The organism is Streptomyces sp. NPDC004542 (genome assembly GCF_040610035.1).
In the GTDB taxonomy this organism is placed as follows: Bacteria; Actinomycetota; Actinomycetes; order Streptomycetales; family Streptomycetaceae; genus Streptomyces.
Genome location: NZ_JBEXLP010000028.1, coordinates 1 through 23,407, shown reverse-complemented (window position 1 = coordinate 23,407; position 23,407 = coordinate 1). Strand labels below are relative to the sequence as shown.

At 69.9% G+C, this 23,407-nt stretch carries 13 protein-coding genes; 3 read left to right on the top strand and 10 right to left on the bottom strand.

What is annotated here, in order from left to right:
* Window positions 1-98: 98 nt before the first annotated feature.
* From ABZX30_RS17650 to ABZX30_RS17615, 8 genes are all read right to left on the bottom strand, one after another.
* Window positions 99-1,208, bottom strand: coding sequence for a hypothetical protein (locus ABZX30_RS17650; protein WP_355934379.1), 1,110 nt, complete (start codon window positions 1,206-1,208; stop codon window positions 99-101).
* A 189-nt stretch (window positions 1,209-1,397) separates the two neighbouring features.
* Entirely contained in the window at window positions 1,398-1,982 is a 585-nt protein-coding gene (locus ABZX30_RS17645; protein WP_355934378.1) for a hypothetical protein, read from the bottom strand.
* Window positions 1,975-2,445, bottom strand: a complete 471-nt coding sequence (locus ABZX30_RS17640; protein ID WP_355934376.1) for a hypothetical protein — start codon at window positions 2,443-2,445, stop codon at window positions 1,975-1,977. Before ABZX30_RS17640 ends, ABZX30_RS17645 begins: the two co-directional genes overlap by 8 nt.
* A 3-nt stretch (window positions 2,446-2,448) precedes the next feature.
* Window positions 2,449-3,471 carry a hypothetical protein gene (locus tag ABZX30_RS17635; protein WP_355934375.1) on the bottom strand — a complete coding sequence of 341 codons (1,023 nt, stop codon included), beginning with the start codon at window positions 3,469-3,471 and terminating at the stop codon, window positions 2,449-2,451.
* A 194-nt stretch (window positions 3,472-3,665) separates the two neighbouring features.
* Entirely contained in the window at window positions 3,666-7,823 is a 4,158-nt protein-coding gene (locus tag ABZX30_RS17630; protein WP_355934373.1) for a DNA methyltransferase, read from the bottom strand.
* The gene (locus ABZX30_RS17625) at window positions 7,823-10,804 is read right to left on the bottom strand and encodes a helicase-related protein (protein ID WP_355934372.1); all 2,982 of its coding nucleotides are present in this window, start codon (window positions 10,802-10,804) and stop codon (window positions 7,823-7,825) included. The genes ABZX30_RS17630 and ABZX30_RS17625 overlap by 1 nt, the downstream gene beginning before the upstream one ends.
* A gap of 29 nt (window positions 10,805-10,833) precedes the next feature.
* On the bottom strand, window positions 10,834-17,220 hold the full coding sequence (locus ABZX30_RS17620; protein ID WP_355934370.1) for a protein kinase: 6,387 nt from the start codon (window positions 17,218-17,220) through the stop codon (window positions 10,834-10,836).
* Window positions 17,221-17,328: 108 nt separating this feature from the next.
* Window positions 17,329-17,628: a hypothetical protein gene (locus ABZX30_RS17615; protein ID WP_355934369.1), complete on the bottom strand. Its 300-nt coding sequence runs from the start codon at window positions 17,626-17,628 to the stop codon at window positions 17,329-17,331.
* 620 nt (window positions 17,629-18,248) lie between these two features.
* Here ABZX30_RS17615 and ABZX30_RS17610 point away from each other — a divergent pair.
* The 3 genes from ABZX30_RS17610 to ABZX30_RS17600 all read left to right on the top strand — a co-directional run bounded on the left by ABZX30_RS17610 (window position 18,249) and on the right by ABZX30_RS17600 (window position 21,273).
* Complete coding sequence (locus ABZX30_RS17610) at window positions 18,249-18,518, top strand: hypothetical protein (RefSeq protein WP_355934368.1); 270 nt, start codon at window positions 18,249-18,251, stop codon at window positions 18,516-18,518.
* A gap of 156 nt (window positions 18,519-18,674) precedes the next feature.
* A complete protein-coding gene (locus tag ABZX30_RS17605) occupies window positions 18,675-19,463 on the top strand; it encodes an SDR family oxidoreductase (RefSeq protein WP_355934366.1) in 789 nt (262 codons plus the stop codon).
* Window positions 19,464-19,701: 238 nt separating this feature from the next.
* Window positions 19,702-21,273 carry a sodium:solute symporter family protein gene (locus ABZX30_RS17600; protein WP_355934365.1) on the top strand — a complete coding sequence of 524 codons (1,572 nt, stop codon included), beginning with the start codon at window positions 19,702-19,704 and terminating at the stop codon, window positions 21,271-21,273.
* A gap of 14 nt (window positions 21,274-21,287) precedes the next feature.
* On the opposite strand, the gene ABZX30_RS17595 is transcribed toward ABZX30_RS17600, so the two are convergent.
* A complete protein-coding gene (locus ABZX30_RS17595) occupies window positions 21,288-22,412 on the bottom strand; it encodes an ADP-ribosylglycohydrolase family protein (RefSeq protein WP_355934363.1) in 1,125 nt (374 codons plus the stop codon).
* Between the two features lie 217 nt (window positions 22,413-22,629).
* The coding region (locus tag ABZX30_RS17590; RefSeq protein WP_355934361.1) for a CofH family radical SAM protein at window positions 22,630-23,407 on the bottom strand (778 nt) is incomplete at its 5' end.

Here is a 23,407-nt window from a genome sequence, read left to right as displayed (position 1 = left end):
CGCGCAGGAGCCGCCGAATCCATCGGCGCCGAATATCCCTCCACCCAGCGACGGTCACCTGACGTGGCCGCGCTTGCGGGAGGAGGCGTATGACGATGTCAGCCTCGATGGCAGCGATCTTGAAGCTCGGAGATGACTGCTCTCTCGCGTGCGTTGAGGTCACCGTCCACAGCGGCCACCCGGTTGGCCACGTCAAGGAGGTCGCTCAGATCCCCTGACTCGTGGTCCAGGCGTCGCCACACCTCGGCGGGGTCGATGTCGACAAGGCGAGCGAGCTCTTCGTCGACCACCTGGTGCTGTTCCCGGACCAGCCTCACCATGTGGCGCATCAACAGTGCCTCATCGTCGGCGATCTTGCGGTTCGCTCTGATGACGAGCCACGCGACCCACAACATCAACTGCGGGTGTCGACTCCGCTTGCTCAGCCCTTCGGCGACTTCGATCACCCGTGCCTCGTTCCGGAAGACGGCTTGCGCGTGCCGCCCCGCGACCAACGTCGTATAGCGGTTCAACACCACCGCGAGGGGAACGCCGACCACGGGGATGCCGATCTTGATGACGTTGCGCTGCAGGAGGTACTTCCCGACGAAGGGGAGCCCCTTCGCGGCGGTCAGTACCCCCTTGGAGTAGAAGCGCTTGATCACCGGGCGCACGACGACTGGAACCGCCTTGACCACGCCTTCCCGGACCACTTCCCCGCTCTTGATCGTGAAGGCCACTCGTATGAGTTTCCACAGGTCATCGGGGTCGGACAGGTCGAGCGGAACCTGGTAGAGGACTGCGATGTCGTAGGCCAGGCGGAGCTGGAGCCGGGTGGTGAACGCGACATCGACCATCAGCGTCGCGACGGCGGCCGGGACGGTGGCCGGCGAGGCCCCGCCAAGGGTCCCGATGGTGGAGGCGACGGCCGCCGTGTAGGCGCCGGCGGAGAGCCCGCCTTCGATCGCGGCGTACCGGGCCGCCATCTTGATCCGCTGATCGACGATGCCATCCGGGGGTACGCCCTCATACCGCTCCTGGAAGTACTGCCAGTCGACCTTCGCGGTATAGGAACTCATGGCCTGGGCGCAGAGATTGGTGAACCAGTTGCCCGACTTGATGTCGTCCGCGCTCAGGCCTCTGACGAACTCGCGTATTTCAGAACGCTCTTGCTCGACAGCTTCCCGGTCGGCATCGGAATCGGCAGCGTCGATCGGAGCTTCGGTCATGGTGAGTTCTCCCAGGTTCGTTTCTGTCGGGGCGGCGGTCTCTGTGCGGGCGATGCGTCCTGTGGAGGCGTGAGGCGGGGGCGTCACCGTAGTTCGGAGTATCGACGCGGCGCCGGTGTGTCCTCGTCCTCTGCGTACTGCACCAGGGCGCCTGGTGGCAGGGGGCGACCGAGGACCTGTCGACTCCCCTCATGAATGATCGTCGCGTTGAGATGCGGACCACAGTGGGGCACGGCGGCGAGGGCGGGGGATGTACGCGACGAGCCGGGCGCGACGGTTCTGAGGGCGAAGGTGTGCTTCCACTGCTGCCATGTATCGTTCGCGGGGTTCGTTTAGCTCACGCAGGTCGACGACCGACGTAGGGATGATAATGGCGGAGTCGGCGGACGCACCGTCGGCCAGCCACGCACCCTTGATGCTACGGCCGGCTGTCTCTCTGGTCCGGGTGACAAGTGCGTCGTAGACGGCTCCGACCTCCGGGGATTCAAATCTGACCCATGCCTCGAACCTGGCCAACTTGATCTGGATTTCCCGAAGTTGTTCCGAGAGGCGGATACGTTCCTCCGCAGCGGCGTCGGTGCGACGACGACGGACTGCGTAAGGCATCTCCGCATACTCGATGCAGGCCTCGTACGCCTCGGCGAAGAGTTTCCGCTTCTCGTCCTGCTGTTGTGCACGGCGGACGATCCTCCACTGGACGCTGACCGTGAGGCCGGTAATGAGGGCGGCGAGGACGGCTGCGTAGGGGCCCAAGGTCTTGATCGTGTCAGCCAATGATGTTGTCTTTCTCGTCGAGACCCGGAGAGTTGTACCCGTGGGGCGCCTCGAACCCTGGCCAGGTGCCGGTGTCCCGATACATCGCTTCCCAACGCAGGTGGCGCACGATGATGGAGATCAGGGCCACGCCGCTGTCACCGGGGGACCAGCGGCGCGTCGCTGAATCCTTGGGATACCAGAGGCACAGGGATCCGTCGGAGTTTCGGTGCGCGGGACAGCCAGGTCCGCGCGCGTGGACCTGTGGCGTCTTCGGATCTTGTGGGTCGAAAACGATGCGGAGACTGTGCAGCGGAAGGATGCGGATGTGGGGGTAGACCTGGATCTGGAGGCCGTCTTCGAAGGCTACGGGCTTGTCGACCTCGCGAGCGTCAAGCCCTGTTGAACGTATGTCGTCCAGGAGCCTGATGCGGGCGATGGATCGCGCGAACCAGGGTCGGCGAACGCTTTGATGTCTGCCCATGGACTACGGCTTGCTCCATGAGCGGCTCTTCGGGATCAGCAAGCTCGGGCCCGAGAATCCCAGCTGGCCGGTAGTCCGGAGCAGAGAAATGGAGGAGAAGCCATTCGCGGCTTCGCTCATCGTCTTGGGGAAGAGGTGATCGAGGGCCTTCTGGACGGCGTCGGTGTCGTCGGGGGTATCGATCGCATCCCCGAGCTTCGAGGCGGCGACTCGGAGACGCCGTTCGGCATGGTCATGGGGAATCAGGGGTTTGAGGGTGAGGAAGGTGCGCGGGTCCTTTGTCGGCGTTTCTTCCCGGAGCCGGACGGAGGCCTGCTCCAGGACGGTGTGGACGGCGTCGGGAAGCCCCATTCCCGAGGTGATGAACTCGTACGCCCACATCGACAAGTTGTGTGAGGAAAAGCCTGGCTTCGAGGCTTGCGCGTTCCACCCTTTGAGCAATCGGATCGCTCTGCGCCGGGTGCGCCGCAGAGCGTCGGGTCCCGAGGTGAGAAGGTCAACGTGGCCGATCGGGTCGCCTGCACTCCAAGCGTTTGCGGAACGGGGTGCCTTGTCCAGGTCGGGAATCCACAGGCCGCTTCCGTCCCGCCGTTGCAGCGCCACGATGAGATCGACCGTGATGTCGGTGTCGTTGACCGGGGCACCGAAGTGAATCTTCAGTCCTCGTCGGGACTTGTGCACTCGGGCCTTGGGGTACAGATCCGGCTCGCGGAGCTGCGGACCAATGAACGCGACGAGTTCATCGGTGATGTCATGCGGAGACTCTCCATCGCCGTCCGGTCCGAGGGAAGGGTGCTTGACGCGGTTCAGGATGATGCCGCCGTCTCCGTCGCTGACGGCGCCTGAGTGAGGCTGGATGTGGGTTCCGACCGGGATCGAACCCGAACTGTAGGATTTCCGGCCCTCGGGGTGCTTCTCGGCCAGCTTGCGGGCGAGCGCCAGGCGTTCACGGGTGGCGCTCAGGACCGCAGGGTCGACGTTGATGAGCTTGAGCAACTCCTGGAACTGGTTGTGCAGATGGGCCATGAGCGTTCCTCGAAGTGACGAGTTTTGGTGGCGCCGGTCAGCGTGTTGCTACGAGTCTGACCTATGCCACTGACAACGCGTGGGGTGTGGGAACCTCACCTCGGTCAGTGGGGCGGGAGGGCGCGGCACCAGGCGGCCCGCCCACGGGTGCGGAATGCGGGCGGGCCACCGGGTGACCAGGGAGGACATGGATGTCAGGCGCCGTGGCGGAGGCCCTGGCCGGGAGGTGGGGTGAGGGGCGAGGTGTAGGTCTCGCCGTCCACGAGGGACTTCTCCAGGCTCAGGCCGGCGGTGGCCATGCGGTCGTACTCGGCGAGCACAAGCCGCTTGGTGCGGTACTCGCCGTACTTGGCGATCTCGTTGTTCTTCAGACCGCCCGACTCCGACTGGAAGGTCTCCAGGATGTAGTCGGTGTCCTCGGCGGAGATGCCGTACAGGTGGAAGAAGTACGCGTCCAGCTCAGCGCGCAGTTGGGCACGCCGCGATTCGTCCCAGCGGAACGGCTCGCCCTCGTCGTCCAGATCGCGGGCGAGGGGGGTCATGTCGTAGGCCGTGTAGACGAGTTCGAGAACTCGGGGGAGGAGGAAGGGGAGGTGGGGTTCGAGGGCGGTGGGGGTGGGGACGGGGAGTTGCTTCCAGATGAACGGCTTCATGTGGGCGTCGCTGATCTTCTGCCGGCTCACGAAGTCGAAGATTAGAGAAGACTGTGTGGCGAGCAAAGCTGCGATCAGCGGGGATGCGACTCCCGGGAGCATCAAGGAATAGGTGTTGCCGACCGCAGTGCACGGCAGGAAGGCCGGGATGGCGGTGCGTTCGTTAGTGAAATATGTAACATCTCGCCAACCGAGTAGCCAACCCCTTTCCCAATAAGCCTCGGTAAGTCGCTCAGTGACGCCGCGTTCGACTACCTGCTTGCCTTTCCGCACGGTGGCGATTGGCCCGCGCTCTGCGACCCAGTAACGGGGGGCGGCGCAAAGCGAGGGATCGTTCTTCTCGACGGACTCGATCCGGCGGCGTTCCTCGTTTCCTGTGCCGGTGTAGGAGTTCCAGCGGTGGTCGAAGAGGTGAGCCATTTTACCCTCGTACAGCGGAAGCATCCGCTCGCCGTCCCGCTCGAAAACGCTGCCCCGCAGCGTCCACCCCTCAGCCTCAAGCTGTTCACGGCTACGGAAGAGGTCAGAGTCATCGGTCATGTTGATGAGGTGTTTGAACTTCATTCCCCACGGGTTCCCTCCCCTGCTTTTCTCGTCCCAGAGTACGGGGATATGCCGGTAGATACCCGCCGTCAGATCGGCATCTCGACGAGAGCGGAACTTCGGGAGTGTACCCGTATTGGGATTAATGAGGGCGATATCCTCAAGAGTCAGTGCGAAGACGCGGTTCGGGTCCTCAAGGTCGGTGATATCGCCAAGAGAGAATCCGAATCGCGCAGCGGACCTTCGCAAGCCCCGGCCGGTGAGAGAGAGCAAACAGAACGACTGCTTGGAATCAATGTCGAACCACTTACCACCCCGGGGGAGCGCTGCGGACCTCGGGCGTCTGACCTCAAAGTCGTAGAGCGAGATCAACGCCCCCCGCCGCGTGAAGTCTGAGAACAGGTGCTGCGATCCTGCCCCCGTCGCGATAGCCGTAGGCAGGATTGCTCCGAACCGCCCCTCCGACGCCACTACATTCGACATGCGCTCGGCGAACAAGGCGTCCGTCTGGAGCGAGTTGACGCCCTTGACCGTCAACCCCTTTGCACAGAAAGGGAACACCCGCGAGTCACCGGCGAAATGGAAAGCTCCCTTCACTGTGCGGCGCGCTGCACGATATCGAGTCCCTTCCGCCGGATGCTCCCGCTCCCACTCAGCGATCCGCGTTCGCCGAGCCGTACCCGAGATCGCCGCGATCTCCGGCTCCACGACGCTGAAGTACTCCTTGTCCATGAAGTCGACCTTGTCCCACGGCGGGTTCCCCACCACACAAGAGAACCCGCCCGCCCACCCCGTGGCCGGATCGACCCCACCGTCCTCCGCACGGGCGCCCGTACCGTCCTCCGGCACGCTGAACACCTCCGGAAACTCCAGGTGCCAGTGGAAGAACGCGTACTGCTCCCGCAGCCGGACGATCTCGTCGTGCGTGGACTGCGGGGCCGCGTCGCCCTCGGGGTCCTCAAGGCCTCGGAACACCCGGTGCGTGATGGCCGGCGGCACGTCCTCCCGCTTCACCCACACGAAGGCCGCGCACCACGCGTCGGCCAGGTGCAGCGCCCGCAGGTACTCGGCGGACGTCGACCACTCCTTGAACGCCGACTCCTTCCGCCGCACGTCCGCCAGTGTCCGTGCCGGTGCCGAGGTGATGCGGCGCAGGCCCGTCGCGAAGGACGTGTTGGCGACGCGGGTCTCCGGTTCCAGTTCGAACAGGCTGCCCTGGTTGGCGCGTTCCTGTTCGTTGCGTGAGAGGAGCTGCTTCGCCCAGCCCTCGTCGTCGCCCTCGGTCTTCTTGAACGCCCGGTCGGGGATGCCGTCCCGCATCAGGGCCGGGGTGGCGCCGATGAGGCCGTTGCCGTGCCGGATGTGGGCGTCCAGGAAGCCGAGCGGGCGGCCCGGCTCCATGGCCTCCAGCCACAGGGACACCTTGGCCAGCTCCACCGCCATGGGGTTGAGGTCGACGCCGTACACACAGCGTGCGACGACCTCGTGAAGGGCGTGCCGTACCGCCTCGACCGTGGGCTCGGGGTTACGTTCCCGCACGGAGGCGACCCGCTTGGCGATGCGCCGGGCCGCCGCGACCAGGAAGTGGCCGGAGCCGCAGGCCGGGTCGCAGACCGTCAGGGAGAGCAGTTCCCCGACGATCGTGTCCGCCGGGTCGGAGTGGCCCTCGTCCTGGGCCCGCCGCTCGCCGCGCCGCACCGCCTCGTCGATCACGGGCGTGAGGGTGGAGTCGAGCAGGGCCTCGGTCAGCGCGGTGGGGGTGTAGTAACTTCCGGTCTTCTTACGGTCATTGCCCGCACGGTCCACCAGCTCGAACGTACGCTCCGACGCGCTGTGCTTCGGCACCAGCTCCAGCAGCGCCTCGTACACCGACCCCAGTTCCTCGGCGCCCATGTGCCGGTAGTCGACGGACCGCCAGCGCGCGGAGTTCGCGTCGCGGACGCGCGCGAGGTGCCGTACCGCCTCCAGGAAGTGGCGGTTGGCCAGGCGGGCGCCACGGAGCGGGGTGTCCGCCTCGGTGGTGTTGAAGAGGCCGCCGAGGCCCGGCAGGCCCAGTTCGGGGCGGCCCTGTTCGTCGCCCAGCGAGTTCAGGACGAGCTGGAGGGCCTCGTACTGGTCGCTGTGCGCGGTGCCCTGGCGGCGTACGGCCCGCTCACGCAGCCGTGCCGTGGAGAAGTAGCGGGTGAAGCGGTCACGGGCCTGTTCGTCCGCGTCCGGCGTCAGCAGGGCCTCGCGGTCCTCGGCGACGAAGAGGAAGATCAGGCGGTAGACCATGCGCAGCAGCGCCGACTGGAGCGCGGCCGGGTCCAGGTTCTCGCGCAGCTCCGTGTTGCCGGGGTGACGCAGGAAACCCGTGCCGAGAGCGGCCAGCGCCCGCTGGACGCCGTCGCGGTAGTGCTCCAGGGCCCGCGTGCCCGACTCGATCGCCGCCGTACGCCACGCCTCCAGCGGGCACGTCGACGGCGCCGCCCCCTCCGCCACCTCGAAACGCGACGCGTGCAGCAGGCGGTACAGCAGCACGAACTCGCTGAACAGCTCACCGTCGAAGATCGCTTCCAGGTCGAACTCGACGTACGACGCGGTGGCCAGCGCGCTGGAGTCGCGGAGCAGGCGGACCTGGCGGCCGTTGGTCAGGACGCCCCACAGGTGGGCCTCGGTGCGGTTCAGGCACTCCTGGAGCATCGACTGCGGCGGGACCGTGCCGGCGCCGCCCGGCCGCTTGTCCAGCTCGGCGTTCCATGCCGTCTGGTGGATGAGGGCATGGTGCCAGCGGTGGGAGACCGGGAACTTCTTCTCCGCGTCCGAGTCGGCGGTGATGCCTGCCGCACCGATGTGCGTCAGGCGACCGAAGCCCAGTTCCCGCCAGAGCGGGGTCAGCCAGTCGTTCTCCGCGAGCCCGGTGGGGTCACTCGCCGGTACGCCCGTCTCCCGGTCCTCCGGCAGGCGCTTGCGCAGCTCGCGCCACAGTGGCTTGAGGTACTCCCAGCCGCGCTCGGCCTCGTCCCGCACCGAACGGGACGACGGCAGGCCGTAGTCGGCGGGCTTGGAACCGGGGACATCCTTGCCCTCGGAGATCCGCACCAGCATGTCGGCCGGCAGCAGCCCCCCGACCGTGTGGACGGCGGTGAACACCTGGTTGCGGGTGGTGGCGGACATCAGGCGGACACTCCAACCGGAACAGAAGCAGAAGCAGAAGCGGCGGCGGGCAGGTAGACGTAGGCGCCGAGGATGTCGGCGGGCTTCTGGGCGGTGACCGACAGGCCCCGGACGATCTCGCCGGAGGCGGCCCGCACCCGGCGGTGGGCCGCGTCCAGCTCGGCGGCGAGTTCGTCGCCGTAGGTCTCCAGATAGCCGTTGACGTCGGGCAGTTGGCCGAGGATCCGCGTCATCGTGCGCTCCCCGAAGTGCGGGTCGGTGTTCTCCGACGCCGTCGCCTCCAGCAGGGCGGCCGCCTGCTCCGGCGCGAGCCACGCCCCGTTCTTCGGCGCACCCTCGAAGGCCAGCAGGCGCGCGTCCTCCGCCACCAGCTGCCGTTCGCCGCTCCGGGACGGCAGGGTGAGGTGGAAGCGGTAGCGGACCAGCAGCAGGGTCGTCCTCGTGGTCACCGCGTCCGTCGTGACCACCCCGCAGCGGCGGGCCGGGCGGGCGCCCTCGGCCTGGGTGTCCAGGGCCGCGTTTAGGACGTGGGAGGCGAGGGCGCCCACCACCGGGTCCGTGCGGACCAGCGCCGCCTCCCCCCGCGCCACCGCCGGATCGCTCCGGAACGGGATCTCGCGGTCCTTCTCGACGACCTCCACGCCCACCACCGGCGCGAGCGCGTCCCGCAGGCCCGCCGGAGTGCCGCCGACCTGCGCCGTGAAGTCCCCGGCATCGGCATCGGCGCCCCGCAGCACCGCGCCCAGCGCGCCCAGCGACTCCCGCACGAACGTCCGGACCTCCCCCACCCCGCCGAGCGCCTCCCGGATCGAGGCGACCTCGCGGGCCACCTCCTCCGGATGGATCGAGCGCTGCGCGAACCGGGAACGGGACGTCCGCTCGCGTTCCGCCGCCGAGTTCCAGTCGCTCTCCAGCTTCTCCTTGCTGACCTTGAACGCGTCCGCGCTGAACAGCGCGTCCTCGTTCTCCCGGCCGCGCATCAGCAGCCACTCCACGATCGCGTCCGTCACGCCCGTCGACAGCTCGTCGGGGACGGAGACCGAGATGCCGAGGTCCTTCTTGATCTGGCGGTGCTTCTTGATCAGCACCTCCAGGACCTTGCCGTCGATGCCGTTGTCGTCGCCGTACAGGGTGATGACGCGGACCTCGTCGCGGCGCTGGCCGTAGCGGTCCACGCGGCCCTCGCGCTGGTCGTGGCGGGTCGGGTTCCAGGCCAGGTCGTAGTGGACGACCGCGTCGAAGTGGTGCTGGAGGTTGACGCCCTCCGACAGGCAGTCCGTGGCGATCAGGACCCGGCGGGCCGCCGCGTCCTCGCCGGCCTCCGCCGCCAGCGCCTCGATCCGCTCGATGCGCTGCTGCGGGGACAGCTCGCCGGTGACCGCCTTGACGACCGTCTTCGCGCCCAGGGGGCCGCGCTTCTTGGTCTCCGGGTCGTTCTCCAGCTGCTCGGCCAGGTACTTCGCCGTCGGGATGTAGCGGCAGAAGACGATCGGGTTGTAGCCGTCGGCCAGCAACGCCTTGAGGTGCCTGATGAGCGCCTTCAGCTTGAGGTCCTTCTCCGGGCCCTTCAACTGGGCTGCCAGGGCTGCCAGTTCGGACAGCCGCGACTTCACCGGCCCGTCGTCGGCCCCCTCTCCGGCACCCTCGTCCGTCTCCGCGCCCGGGGCCACGTCCATGCCCTCCAGCGCGTCGCTGTCCGCCGCGTCGCTGTTGAGCGGGGCGCCCAGCTTGTCGGCCTCCTCCGCCGACGCCGCGATCGCCGCCGCCGAGCGCGTCGTCAGGGTCTGCGCGGCCGCGGCCGGGGACGACACCAGAGAGCGCAGCAGCGCGATCGCCGACCACCAGGCGATGCGGGCCTCCCGCCTGCCCTGGCCGCCCGCCTCCTCGACCCGTTCGCTCGCGTAGGCGATCGCGTCGTCCAGCAGGGCCCGGTACTCGGGGGACAGCTTGTACGTCTCGTCCTTGAAGAAGCGGTCCGAGGGGAACGCGGTGCGCTCGGCGAGGGAGTCGTCGGCCAGGCCGTCCTCCTTCGTGAGGTACTGGCGGACGTCCGCCCGCTTGCGGGCCACGAAGTGCTGGGCGAGCAGCTTCCGGCCCGTCTCCGACTCCAGGTTCACGTGCGCCAGCTCCGGCTTGACCAGCCCGAGCAGGTTCCGGAACGCGGACTCCTTGCCGCTGTGCGGGGTCGCCGTCACCAGGAGCAGGTGGCGTTCGGCATCCTCAGCCACGCGCCGCAGCAGCTCGTAGCGCAGCTGGCTCTGCGCGCTCGCCGAGGTGTCGTCGGCGGCCACGCACGTGTGCGCCTCGTCGACGATCACCAGGTCGGGGCAGTGGCGCACGAAGTCGTCGCGGTGGCGCGTGGACTTGATGAAGTCCGTCGACACGATCACGTTCGGGTACCTGTCGAACAACGACTGCCCCAGGTCCAGGCCGCGCTCCAGCCGCGACACCGTCGAGGACAGGACCAGCTCCGCGTCGATGCCGAACTTGCCGCGCAGTTCCTGCTGCCACTGCTCGGCCAGGGCCGGGGAGCAGAGCACCGCCAGGCCGCTCGCCTCGCCCTGCGCCAGCATCTCGCTCGCGATCAGGCCCGCCTCGATCGTCTTGCCGATACCGACGTCGTCGGAGATCAGCATCCGTACCGTCTTCTGGCGCAGGGCCATCAGCAGCGGCACCAGCTGGTACGCGCGTGGTTCGACCGCGATGCCCGCCAGCGAGCGGAACGGGCCCGCGCCCGAGCGGAAGCCGACCCGCAGGGCCGTACGCAGGAGTCCCGCCGCCCGCTGGTCGCCCAGGTCGGCCGGCTCGGGCGGCGCGAAGCGGGCCTCCTCGACGGGCTCGAACGGGAGCACGGCGGCGATGTCGTCGTCCGAGCCGCCGAGCGGGCGCAGGACGAGCAGGTCGGGCTCGCTCTCGGGGAGCACCACCCACTCGCGGCCACGGGCCTTCACCAGGGATCCGGCGGAGAACGTGAATGCCATAACGATCGTCACATCCTTCTGATGAGCGCCTAGTGGGCGGCCGGGGAGCCGAAGTAGCGGGTGTTGGCGGCGGCGATGGCGTCCCAGTCGGCGCCGTGCGGGAAGCGGACCACGTCCCAGGTGGCGTCGAACAGCCGTTCCTCGGCGTCGGCGTCTCGCAGCGCGTCAGCCTCGGCGTCCGGGTCGTCGACGAACACCGCGACGTTCGCGCCCGGCAGCCGGTAGACGAAGTCCGGTGCCGCGTTCGCCTCCGTCAGGAACACGTCCTTCTCGTCCGGAAGCCGCAGGCCGCGTGCCTTCGCCCAGCCCAGGAAGTCGCCCTGTGCGGCCGGTTCGCCCTGTGCGGCCGGTTCGCCCTGTGCGGCCGGTTCGCCCTGTGCGGCCGGTTCGCCCTGTGCGGCCGGTTCGCCCTGTGCGGCCAGTTCGGCCAGCTCGGACGCCGACGCCTCGACCGGCGTGGGATCGGCGGGGGACGCGGCCAGCAGCCGCCGGTACTGCTCCGACCGGGACTCCCCGCGTGACGCGCGGGCCGCCGTCGCCGACGCGAACCGCACCAGCAGGGCGGCCACCGTGTGCCGGTTGATCTGGGCGTGGTCGAGCTGGTTGCCGTAGGTGAGGAGGCACTCGTAGCAGCCGCGCGCGCAGGCCCGCCCCGGGCGGTGGGCCTCGTCGCCCTCGTCCTTGCCGTCCGCCGAGAAGTGGCAGATCTCCAGGGCGCGGCGGGCCGCCTTGGCGACGGCGTCGTCCTCGGCCTGGAGGCGGCGCAGCACGCCGGCTCCGCCCTCCGCCGCCTCCATGAAGAGGATGCGGCGCCTGGGGCCGTCGTCCGGCGGCAGCAGTTCGCTGGACAGCTCGGCGTCCTCCAGCTCGAAGGCGGCCTCGATGCCCCGCTCCAGCGCGTACATCAGGGTGAGCGCGATCGGCTCGGGCAGCGCCTCGTCGAGGGTGACGACGAGGATGTTGCGGCGGTCCTCCACGAACGGGATGACCCGCTTCCTGCGGCGGCGCTCGTTGCCGTCCTCGTCCACCGGCGGCAGCTCGCTGAAGTCGCCGACCGCCTCGGCCGCGTCCTTGTCCTTCATCCAGCGGCCGTCGGCCAGGTCCAGCCAGTAGCCCGGCGGCTCGTCCGTACGGGCGCGCACCCGGCCGGTGTTGGTGATCCGGACGGTCGCGGAGTCGCCGTAGGCGATCTGCGCCAGCTGCCCGTCCGGGTCGGCGATCGTCGCGTTGAGGCGGCCCTTGCGGATGCCGTGGTCGTGGAAGCGGTACGACGTCTCCAGCCGGAAGCCGGCCCGGCGCCGCTCCTCCTCGTCCGAGGAGATCCGTTCCCGGCGGGTGGTGTACACGGTGTGCAGGTGCAGCAGGCCGTAGGTCGCCGCGCCCAGGGGCTCGCCGCAGAAGCCGCAGCGGTCCTCGCGTTCCTTGGGCTCGTGGTGGTAGCCGCAGTGCGCGCAGCGGCGGGCCTCGCCCGTGGTCAGCTCGCCGGAGGAGTCCGGGGGCAGCTGGATGCGGGTGACCTGGTAGCGGGCGCCCTCGTGGTAGATGAGCGCGCCGGGGCCGAACTCGCGGATGGCGAGGAAGCGGGGGCGCTGGAGGTAGTCGCCGTCGCCGCGGCGGCGGCCGATCGTCGGGATGTACGCGGCCAGCGGCAGGCGCGGGAAGCTGTAGCCGGGCAGGAAGCCCTCGGAGGCCAGGTAGCGGTAGGGGTTGAAGTCGGAGAGGACCGACTTGCTGTCGGCACTCTCGTTCATCAGCAGGTTCAGCTGTGTCTCGGCCTCGCGGCGGCGGGCGTTGGCGCGGATGCGGTCGCCCTCGGTGAGGCTGTAGTCCAGGCGCCGCTTGTTCTGGACGTACTGGTCGTCCAGGGCGGCCCGGAACAGGCTGCGCCAGCGGTCGAAGGCGCGGTCGAAGCGCTCGGCGACGGTGCGGACCTTGTCGTCGATCCAGTCGTCGTGCCACCACGTGGTGTCCGCGAAGTCCCCGAACAGCGGGCCGAGGACGCGCAGCGCCGCGTCGACCGTGCGCCGCTGGGCGCCGTCGTCGTGGGCCGCGTCCCGGATGTCCGGCAGCAGGTGCAGGGCCGGGTCCGGGCGGTCGCCGGAGTCCGGGTACGACACGTCGAGCACGTCCGGGACGGAACGGCCCAGGCGCAGGCCGGCCTCGGCGATCCAGATGCCCTGGAGGTGGGAGAGGACCAGGTCCTCGTTGGCCAGGTCCAGACGGGGCGGGGCCACCGCGCCCGCCACCATGCGCCAGGGCTGGCGGAAGTAGTACTGGTCATGGCTGTTGCCCGTCGCGCAGTACGTCGTCACCAGCGCGGGCTGGCCGCTGCGGCCCGCGCGGCCCGAACGCTGGGCGTAGTTGGCGGGCGTGGGCGGCACGTTGCGCATCATCACCGCGTTGAGCTCGGAGATGTCGACGCCCAGCTCCATCGTGGGAGAGCAGTACAGGAGCTTCAGCTCCGCCTTGCGGAAGGCCTCCTCGCGTGCCTCACGGTCCTCCGGGGACACCTGGGCGGTGTGCTCGCGGGCGTACAGGCCGGACAGGGCGTCGGCGGTCTCCCGGTACAGCTTGAGGAAGAACGTGTTGATGCGCGGGCCGTCGCCGCTCTGGTAGGTGCGGGTCAGCGGGTCGTGCGCGCCCGACTCGCCCTTGCCGGCGCGCCAGACGAGCGACTGGGCGGCCACCCGGTAGCCGGTCGTGGCGCCGGACGACGTCCGGCGGTAGCGGCCGGTGCGCTGCGGGGCGGCCTCCACCTCCTTCACCAGGCCCGCCTTGGTGAGGACCTTCAGCAGCTCGGCGATGATCAGCTGGAGGTCGTCCTGGTCCAGGTCGCGGAAGGCACGGTCCGTGCGCCGCAGGTACTTGCCGTACTTGCCGCGCGCCGAGAGGAACAGGCTCGCACGGTCCGTGCCGGGCCGGGACGGGTGCGGGAAGGCGGTGCCGATCCGGGGCTTGTCCGCGGAGGAGAGCACCCACGGGTCCACCAGCCGCTCCTCGCTGGCGCGCTGGAGGGAGTCGAAGGCGTCGTCGCGGAAGTACGACACGTCGATGGCGAGGGAGCGGCGCATCTCGTCCAGCAGGGTCTTCGTGATCTCGGCCCGCAGCGCCGGGTCGGCGTCCCGCAGCGCCTGGTGCGTGCCCTCCCAGCGGTCCTGTTTGGCGGCGACCCAGTCCAGGTCCTCGTAGTCGATCTCCAGCAGGCCCGTCTGTTCCAGGTTGGGCATGGTGATGCGCCAGCCGCGCTCCAGGTCCAGGTAGAGGCGGAAGGCGACCACGTCCCGCAGTGTGCGGGCCGCGTTGCGGGCCAGCGACGGCGGCAGGTCGGCCTCGCCGGTGTAGTCGGCGGGTGCGACGGCGAGGGCGTTGGTCACCGCCGAGGCCAGTTCCTCGTGGTGCAGCCCGTCCTCGCCGGCGTCCAGCGCCGCCCGGTACAGGGCCCCGCGCAACTGGGTGATCTGCACGAAGTCGTTGAAGTGGCCCGCCTGGAGGGAGGCGTCCTGCCGGTTGTCGACGAACGTGAGGAGCTTGCGCGCCTTCTTGTCGAGGGCCTCCTCGGGCACCGACTTCAGCGAGCGGACGATCGACGCCGAGACCAGCGAGGTCGCGGAGGAGCGGCCCTCCTGGTCCAGCGTCGCCAGCTTGGCGAAGTCCCGACCGCGCGTCTGCTCGTACGCCACACCGCAGTGCAGGCAGAACAGGAACGGCGAGGGGATGAACGCGGCCTTCAGTTCGCCCTGGCCCTCGCGGCCGAACGGGTCGACGGTGACGGTCTTCGGCACCCGGTCGCGGTAGGCGCGCTTGACGACCTCCTGGCCCTTGTCGTCCAACTCCAGCCAGGATTCGGGCAGCCGACGGTCGTTCACCGCGTACTGCACGTTGGACGGCCACTCCCGCTCGTGGTCCACGTAGAGGTAGCCGTCGCCCTGCCGGCCGCCGGTCGCCGAGGTGTCGCGGCGGGCCTCGTAGCGGACGTCGCCGTCCTTCTCCGTGCGCCACACGGTCAGGTACTCCTGGCCGCACTCCCGGCAGAAGGCCAGCGGCATCAGCACCTTGCCGCCGCTGCCGGGCTGTTCGAGCTGGTAGGAGCGGGTCAGGTGGCGGGAGGACTTGTCCTCCAGGGTGACGTAGACGGTGTCGCCCTTGGAGAGGAACTGGTGCAGGCGGAACGCGAACAGCGGCCGTTCGTTCCGCGGGTTGAGCGCCTGCGAGCCGGCCTCCAGGGTGGCGCGGATCGCCTTCGCGCACCTCTCCTCGTCGACGCCCGAGGTCTCGTGCAACTCGCGTGCCGCGACCTCGATCTGGGTCGGCGGACGGCGTACCAGGCGGCCCGTGGCGTCGTCCGCGACGAGGCCGAAGCGGTCCTCGATCCAGCGGGCCAGCGGGTCGCGCGCCAGGTCGTCGTAGGCCCGCGGGGCCGGGGAGGTGAGGCGTTCGGCCGGTACGGTGGCGGGCGGCTCGCCGGTCGCCCGGACCAGGGTCTCGCCGATGACGTGCTCGGGGCGGACCGTGGTGCCGAACAGCGTGCTCGCCACACCGGCGACCACCTGACGCTGGTCCTCCAGCGTGCCCTCCGTCGACATGGTGGCCGACGTACCGATGCACTGCAGGTGCTCCGCCTGGCAGGCCTCGCGGACCCGGCGGATCAGCAGCGCGACGTCGGCGCCCTGGCGGCCGCGGTAGGTGTGCAGTTCGTCGAAGACGAGGAACTCCAGACCCCGCGCCATCCTGATGAGGCTCGCCCGGTCGGCCGGGCGGGTCAGCATCAGTTCCAGCATCACGTAGTTGGTGAGCAGGATGTCCGGCGGGTTGTCGCGGATCTCCTTGCGCTTCTCGTCGTCCTCCTGGCCGGTGTAGCGGGCGAAGGTGACCGGCTCGCGGCCCGCGCCGTAGCCGTCGCGGAGGTACTTCTCCAGTTCCCGCAACTGGCTGTTGGCGAGCGCGTTCATCGGATACACGATGATCGCCCGCACGCGCTTCGGAGCGTCCGGCCCCTCCTCGTCGCGCTCGTGCAGCACCTTGTCGACGATCGGGACGATGTAGGAGAGCGACTTGCCGGAGCCGGTGCCGGTCGTCAGGACGTACGACGCCCCGGAGGCGGCGGCGTCGATGGCGTCGCGCTGGTGCCGGTGCAGGAGCAGCGGCCGGCCGTCGCAGACGGTGCCGCCCTCGGTCTTCTTGGCCTGGAAGATGCGGGCGCACTCGGGGTGCAGCACCTTCTGCTGGGCGAGCTCGACCACGGTGCCGCCGCCCTGGAAGAACGGGTTGAGCGACAGCCAGGGGTTCGGCCACTGGGACTTGTCGTCCAGGTCCTTCTCGACGTACGCCTTGATGCGCTCGTCGCGGATGACGGTGCCGCCCTCGGTGAAGGAGCGGTAGTCGCGGATCAGATTCTGGTGGACCCCGAAGACGTCCATGCCGGCGCCGGAGCCGGTCACCGGGGCGGGCTGCTGCAGCGGGACGGTCACCGGGGCCGGGGCGGCCTCGCGCAGGGGGAGCGTCGGGTCCTGCTCGCTCCACGAGGGGACGAGGCAGGTCTCGTCCGCCGGTACGGCGAGGGGAAGCAGGGCGTCCCGTACGGTCACGGCGTCGGCGGGGCGGTTCGCCGGGTCCTTGGCCAGCAGCCGGTCGACGAGGCGGGCGAGTTCGGCGGGGACGTCACCGCGGATCGCGCGGACGGGGCTGGGCTCCTGGTGGACATGCCGCTCGGCGAGCTCGTACGCCGACTCGCTCGTGAACGGAGGAACGCCGACCAGCATCTCGTACAGCACACAGCCCAGCGCGTACAGGTCGGCGGCCTGGGTCACCTGCTTGGCCTGGCACTGTTCGGGGGCCATGTAGCGGGCGGTGCCCACGCTGACGCCGGTGCTGGTCAGGCGGGTCTGGTCCGGGTCGTCGACGATGCTGCCCATGCCGAAGTCGAGCACCTTGACCGTGCCGCCCCGCGTGAGCATGACGTTGGCGGGCTTCAGGTCCCGGTGGACCACGCCCTTCGCGTGCGCGGCGGCGAGGCCGGCGGCGATCTGGGCGCCGATGGCGGCGGCCCAGGCGACCGGGAGCTGCGGTTCCTCCTCGATGAGGTCACGCAGCGACTCGCCGTCCAGGTACTCCATGGCGAGATAGGGCAGGTCGTCGCAGTCCGTGGCGATGCCGCCCGCGACGAGCCGGGTGAGGTTGGGGTGCTCCAGCAGGCGCATGATGTTCACTTCACGGGCGAAGCGCTCCACGGCCTTGGTGTCGCCGCCGGTGTCGATCCGGCCTCCGGTGCGACGACGCAGGATCGTCTTCACGGCGACGGTGCGCTCGGGCGAGCCCTCGGGAGCGCGCAGGTCCTCGGCCCGGTGGACCTCCCCCATGTTGCCCCTGCCGATGACGCGCCCGATGCGGAATCTGCCGTCGACGAGCTCGTGGCTCACTGCCGCTCCTCTGCCTACTGCTCGCGTTCTCGCGCTTCCGGAACGGAACGCGCCCCCTGGTCTGCTGCCGCACGGCCCATCGTGTCAGAACGGACAGTGAGGCAGCCGTCACAGTACACGAATCGCTTTGCATTGCACAGAGTATTCATCCGTTGACATCGTCAACACGTCACCCTTAATCTCGCCGTGAAGCGAACGGGGGTGGGTGGCGTGCACGATCGACTCGCAGGCGGGGCGGGCGGGCCCGGCTTGAAGGTCGCGATCGGGGAGCTGCTGGCTCGACTGAGACATGCGGCCGTGGACGGCGTCGTGCCGGAGTCGACCTTCGCGCAGCACGTGCGCCCCATGAGGCTCGGTCAGGTCGAGCAGGACCGGCTGCGAAGCGAGCTGGGCCGACTGGGTCTGCATGTCCGTGACGCACGTGTGCACGTAGACGCGGACTCGTCAGATGCAGAAAAGGTTGCAAGATTCCGTGAAGAAAATGTGTCGGCCCGTGTCGGGCGGGTGCGAGCGCTCCTGATGCGCTACACGGACGCCGACGGATATGTGACGTCCCAGACGCTCGACGGAGTGATCCGGCTGGCCGGGCTGACCGCACGTGAAGCGGACGAGCTTCGGTCCGGGGCAAGGGTGAGGGATGCCGTAACCCCGGCTGAAGAGCCCACAGCGGAGGTGGTCTCGTCGCCGCCGGAGGGCGAACCGGAGGCGGCGGAGAGCGGGCCGGGGGCGGCGGAGGGCGAACCGGGAACGGCGGAGAGCGGGCCGGGGGCGGCGGAGCAGGAGGTCCTGCCGGAAACCGGCGAATTCGCCGACGCCGTGGCGACGCCAACTCCACACTCGCGGAGATCGCCGAGCGCCTGGGCCGCTGCGCGCGCCACGAACTCGACGGCAACCACCGCAACACCCGGCAGATCGCGTCCTTCGCGGCCCACTTCCACACCGGAACCGGTCTGCCTCCGATCCCCGAACGGGACGGCCCGCCCGCACGGCTGCACCGCCTTCCGCAGCGCGGGGCCGCCGACCTGGTGATGCTGCTCACCAAGCAGCACCCGCAGCACACCATCGGCGTGATAGCCCACTCCAAGCACACGCAGTTCTCGCTGCTCGGCACACTGCAGAACAAGGCACCCAGGCTCAGACCGCAGCTCTACACCTCCGATGCGAAGGGAGGCCGCTACCACCGCCTGGACCTCGGCCGTCCCGGCGTCGTCCTGGTCCATCGGAGAAGCGCCAAGGGCCTCGGCTTCGACACCGTCTTCATCCCCGACGCGCACACCGACGCCGCCACCGATCCCTGACCCTCCCCGTGAGGCCGTGAACATCCGCCGGCTCCGCCCCTCGGGCGGTGCCGGCGTGCGTCGAGGCCGGGCCGCACCGGCCCTCTTCCACCTTCCCGCGCTCCCGCCTAATCTGACGGGTCATCAGCTCAAGCGGGCGGAGTCGGGAGGTCGGCCATGTCACTGCTCGAGGGCAAGACGGTCGTCGTGTCGGGGGTCGGGGCCGGGCTCGGCCACCAGGTCGCCGCCGCCGTCGTGCGGGACGGGGGGAACGCGGTGCTCGGCGCCCGCACCGGGGCGAACCTCGCCAAGAGCGCGGCCGAGATCGACCCGGAGGGGGCCCGGACCGCGTACCGGGCGACCGACATCACCGACGAGCGGCAGTGCGAGGCGCTGGCCGCCCTGGCGCGGGAGCGGTTCGGCGGGATCGACGCCGTGGTGCACGTGGCCGCCTGGGACTCGTACTTCGGCGGGCTGGAGGACGCCGACTTCACGACCTGGCAGTCGGTCGTGGACGTCAACCTGCTGGGCACGCTGCGGATGACCCGGGCCTGCCTGCCGGCCCTGAAGGAGGGCGGCGGCGGTTCGGTGGTGTTCATCGGCACGCAGTCGGCGGTGGCCGCGCCCACCCAGGTGAAGCAGGCGGCGTACGCGGCCTCCAAGGGGGCACTGACCAGTGCGATGTACTCGCTGGCGCGGGAACTGGGGCCGTACCGGATCCGGGTCAACACGGTGCTGCCTGGCTGGATGTGGGGGCCGCCGGTGCAGGCGTACGTGCAGTTCACGGCGCACACGGAGGGCGTCCCGGAGGCGGAGGTGCTGGGCCGGCTGACCGGCCGGATGGCGCTGCCCGACCTGGCCACGGACGGGGACGTGGCCGACGCGGCCGCCTTCCTGGCCTCGGACCGGGCGCGGGCCATCACGGGACAGTCGCTGCTGGTGAACGCCGGGGAGTTGATGCGCTGAGCCCCTGCCCAGGAAGCGGGAGCGCTCATTTTCAGCCACACAAACTGTTCATATGGGTGAACCGAGGTCAGTAAGCAGAACATTTTTGCCTGCTCTTGACCTTACGCTCGCTTGTCGTGCCCGCGTAACCGCAACCACGATGAGCGGGCACTTCGCGGCCTTCCCCGTCCACACTCCGCTCATGCGAAGTGCCAGCCAGCTGAGTGGAGTTCACAAGGCGGACCCTGAAGGGGGGCGCATGAACAGTCTCGACTGGGTCGTGCTCATCGGCTATTTCGGAGTGATGGTCGCGATCGGCGTCTGGTCGCACAAGCGCGTGGACGACGTGAGCGACTTCTTCACCGCGGGCGGCAAGATGCCCTGGTGGCTGTCCGGTATCTCGCACCACATGTCGGGCTACAGCGCGGTGCTGTTCACCGGGTACGCGGGCATCGCCTACACCTACGGCGTCACCTCCTTCGTCACCTGGTCCTTCCCCATCGCCCTCGGCATCGCCGTCGGCTCCAAGCTGTTCGCACCGCGCATCAACCGGCTGCGGTCGAGGCTCCATGTCGCCTCGCCCCTGGAGTACCTGAAGAACCGTTACAACCTGCCCACCCAGCAGGCCCTCGCCTGGTCCGGCATGCTGCTGAAGATCGTCGACGTCGGCGCCAAGTGGGCCGCGATCGCGACCCTGCTGTCCGTCTTCACCGGGGTGAGCCTGAACCAGGGCATCCTCATCACCGGCGCGATCACCGCCGTCTACTGCACCATCGGCGGCCTGTGGGCGGACGCGCTCACCGAACTGGGCCAGTTCATCATCCAGTTGCTGGCCGGCGTCTCCATGTTCGTCGCGGTCGTGCTGAAGCTGAACGACAAGGGCATCGGCTTCTTCGACGCCTGGAGCGAGCCCGCCCTGCACGACCACGCCAAGCCCATCGTCGGCCCGTACGGCACCGTCTTCCTGCTCGCCTTCCTCTTCATCAAGCTGTTCGAGTACAACGGCGGCATGCTCAACCAGGCGCAGCGCTACATGGCGACGGGCAGCGCCCGGGAGGCCGAGCGGTCGGCGCGGCTGTCGGCGGTCCTGTGGCTGGTGTGGCCGGTCGTCCTCTTCTTCCCCATGTGGATGTCCCCGCTCCTGGTCCACGCGCAGAAGCCGGACGGCTCCGACTCCTACGGCCTGATGACCGAACAGCTCCTCCCGCACGGCCTGCTGGGACTGGTCATCGTCGGCTTCTTCTCCCACACCATGGCCATGTGCTCCTCCGACGCCAACGCCATCGCCGCCGTCTTCACCCGGGACGTGGCACCGGTGCTGTCGCAGCGGGCCCGGGCGTGGGGCGAACGGTCCGGCCTGATCGCCGCCCGCGTCACCACGGTGGTCTTCCTCGGCCTGTCCATGGCGGTGGCCACCCAGGTCAACTCCCCCACCTTCAAGGACATCATCACCGTCGTCATCAAGTGGGTGGCCGGACTGATGGGCCCGATCGCGATCCCGATGATGCTCGGCCTGCTGCGCCAGTTCCGCCGCTCCGGCCCGACGGCCGCGCTCACCAGCTGGGCGATGGGCCTGCTGGCCTTCTGGCTGGTCAACTACCCGATCAACTGGAGCGTCGACGGCGGCGTCCCGCTGCAGTACCAGGTCTCCGTCCCGCTGGCCGTCTCGCTGGTCCTGTACATCCTCGTCGGCTACCTCAAGCCGGAGGACACCCCGGAACGCCTGGCGGTCATCGAGAAGATCAACACCGACGACGACGGGGCGGCGGCAGCGGTCCCGGCACCCTCCGGTGCGGACGACGACATGGTCGGCGCCCCCGTCAAGGACTGACCCCGCGCGGCCGGCTACCCGCCCCGCGGGTAGCGCGCCAGCCACCCCGGAGAAGACCCGGCCGGCCCGTGCAGCGCGGGCCCCTGGGTCATCTCCATCGCGAAGTCGTCGGCCAGCTCCAGGATCGTGGGACGGCCCTCCAGCTCGGCCAGCCAGGCCGGCGGGAGGGCCGTCTCGCCGTGCAGGGCCCCCAGCAGCCCACCGGTCAGCGCCCCGGCGGCACCGGAGGGCCCGGCCTGGTTCACCGCCAGGCACAGCCCGTGCCGCACGTCCTCCCCCACCAGCGCGCAGTACACCGCGCCGGCCAGCATCCCGTCCGCCGCCCCGTCCCCCACCAGCTCCTCCACCCGGGCCGGCGACGGCATCCCCTGCCGTACCGCGCCCAGCGCGTACTGGAGGGCGTCGGACACGGGCTGGTGCCCCGGCCGGGCGGCGAGCAGGGCCAGCGCCCGCTGCACGGCGCCGTCCAGGCTCTCGCCGCGGGCCAGCGCGTGCACGATCACCGCGTACGCGCCCGCCGACAGACAGGAGACGGGGTGCCCGTGGGTCTGGGCCGCGCACTCCACGGCCAGCTGCACCACCAGCTGCGGCTCCCAGCCGACGAGCAGCCCGAACGGCGCGGAACGGGCCACGGCCTCGGGCCCCAGCTCCTCCGCGTTCTTGGGCGACTCCAGCGTGCCCATGGTCTCGTCACCGAGCCCCAGCAGCAGCGCCCGCGTAGGGTCCCGCCGCGCGTACAGCCACTCCTCCCGCGCCAGCCACCCGTCCTCCTTGCGCCGCTCGTCGGGCCCCCAGTCCCGCTGCGTCGCCGCCCACCTCAGATACGCCCGGTGCACGTCGGTCGGCGGATGCCAGGCCCCGGTGTCCCGCCGCACCTGGGCCCGTATCAGCCCGTCCACGGTGAAGAGGGTGAGCTGCGTGTGATGGGTGACGGCACCGCGCCGCCCGTACCCCACCGCCAGGTCGACCAGGCCGTCCGCCCCGTACCCCGCCCTGATCTCCTCGGTCCCGAGCCCGTCGACCGGCGCCCCCAGCGCGTCCCCGACGGCCACCCCGAGCAGCGTCCCGCGCACCCGGCTGCGGAAGTCCTGCTGCTCGGCCCGCCCCCAGACGGCCCCGGCACCGGCTGTCGCACCCACCCTGACCTCCCACACGGCACCGTCCGCACGTACGACGCCCCAGCACTGTAATCGAACGGAGACGGTCGGTAGAGGGGCCGGACCGGGGGGCGGGGTGTGGGTCGGGTGAACGCGGGAGGTGGGTGCCGGAGGTCTCCTGGGACAGCATCCTGGTGGCCGCCGCGGTGATCACCGTCCGCAAGGTCGCGGCGATCGGCATCACCGCGGCACCCGGGTGTCAGTCCAGCACCGGCAGCAGCTCGGGCAGGTGTCCGTCCGAGGCCGCCGCCGCTCGCTGTCGTTCCTGCGGTACCTCGCCGTAGAGGGTGGTGCGGGGCCGGGCGGGGCGGCCCGCGGTGTCCGCGACCGCGATCAGGTCCTGTACGGATTTGTAGGAGCCGTAGGAGGAGCCCGCCATGCGGGAGATGGTCTCCTCCATCAGGGTGCCGCCGAGGTCGTTCGCGCCGGAGCGGAGCATCTGCGCCGCGCCGTCGGTGCCGAGTTTCACCCAGCTGGTCTGGATGTTGGGGATCCAGGGGTGCAGGAGGAGACGGGCCATGGCGGTGACCGCGCGGTTGTCCCGCGTCGTGGGGCCCGGGCGGGCGATGCCGGCCAGGTAGACCGGGGCGTTGGTGTGGATGAAGGGGAGGGTGACGAACTCGGTGAAGCCGCCGGTCCGCTGCTGGATGCGGGCGAGGGTGCGCAGGTGGCCGAGCCAGTGGCGGGGCTGGTCGACGTGGCCGTACATCATCGTGGAGGAGGAGCGGATGCCCAGCTCGTGGGCGGTCGTGACGACCTCGATCCAGGTGGCCGTGGGCAGCTTGCCCTTGGTGAGCACCCAGCGGACCTCGTCGTCGAGGATCTCCGCCGCCGTGCCCGGGAGGGAGTCCAGGCCGGCCTCCTTCGCGGCGGTCAGCCACTCGCGGACGGACAGGCCGGTGCGGGTGGCGCCGTTGACGATCTCCATCGGGGAGAAGGCGTGCACGTGCATGCCGGGGACCCGGGACTTGACCGCC

Coding starts and splice junctions, on each gene's coding strand:
- ABZX30_RS17650 (WP_355934379.1), bottom strand. CDS start 1,208: ATGACCGAAGCTCCGATCGACGCTGCCGATTCCGATGCCGACCGGGAA.
- ABZX30_RS17640 (WP_355934376.1), bottom strand. CDS start 2,445: ATGGGCAGACATCAAAGCGTTCGCCGACCCTGGTTCGCGCGATCCATC.
- ABZX30_RS17635 (WP_355934375.1), bottom strand. CDS start 3,471: ATGGCCCATCTGCACAACCAGTTCCAGGAGTTGCTCAAGCTCATCAAC.
- ABZX30_RS17630 (WP_355934373.1), bottom strand. CDS start 7,823: ATGTCCGCCACCACCCGCAACCAGGTGTTCACCGCCGTCCACACGGTC.
- ABZX30_RS17625 (WP_355934372.1), bottom strand. CDS start 10,804: ATGGCATTCACGTTCTCCGCCGGATCCCTGGTGAAGGCCCGTGGCCGC.
- ABZX30_RS17615 (WP_355934369.1), bottom strand. CDS start 17,628: ATGCAGACCCAGTCGGCCCAGCTCGCTTCGCAGCCGGTCCTGCTCGAC.
- ABZX30_RS17610 (WP_355934368.1), top strand. CDS start 18,249: ATGCTGCTCACCAAGCAGCACCCGCAGCACACCATCGGCGTGATAGCC.
- ABZX30_RS17605 (WP_355934366.1), top strand. CDS start 18,675: ATGTCACTGCTCGAGGGCAAGACGGTCGTCGTGTCGGGGGTCGGGGCC.
- ABZX30_RS17600 (WP_355934365.1), top strand. CDS start 19,702: ATGAACAGTCTCGACTGGGTCGTGCTCATCGGCTATTTCGGAGTGATG.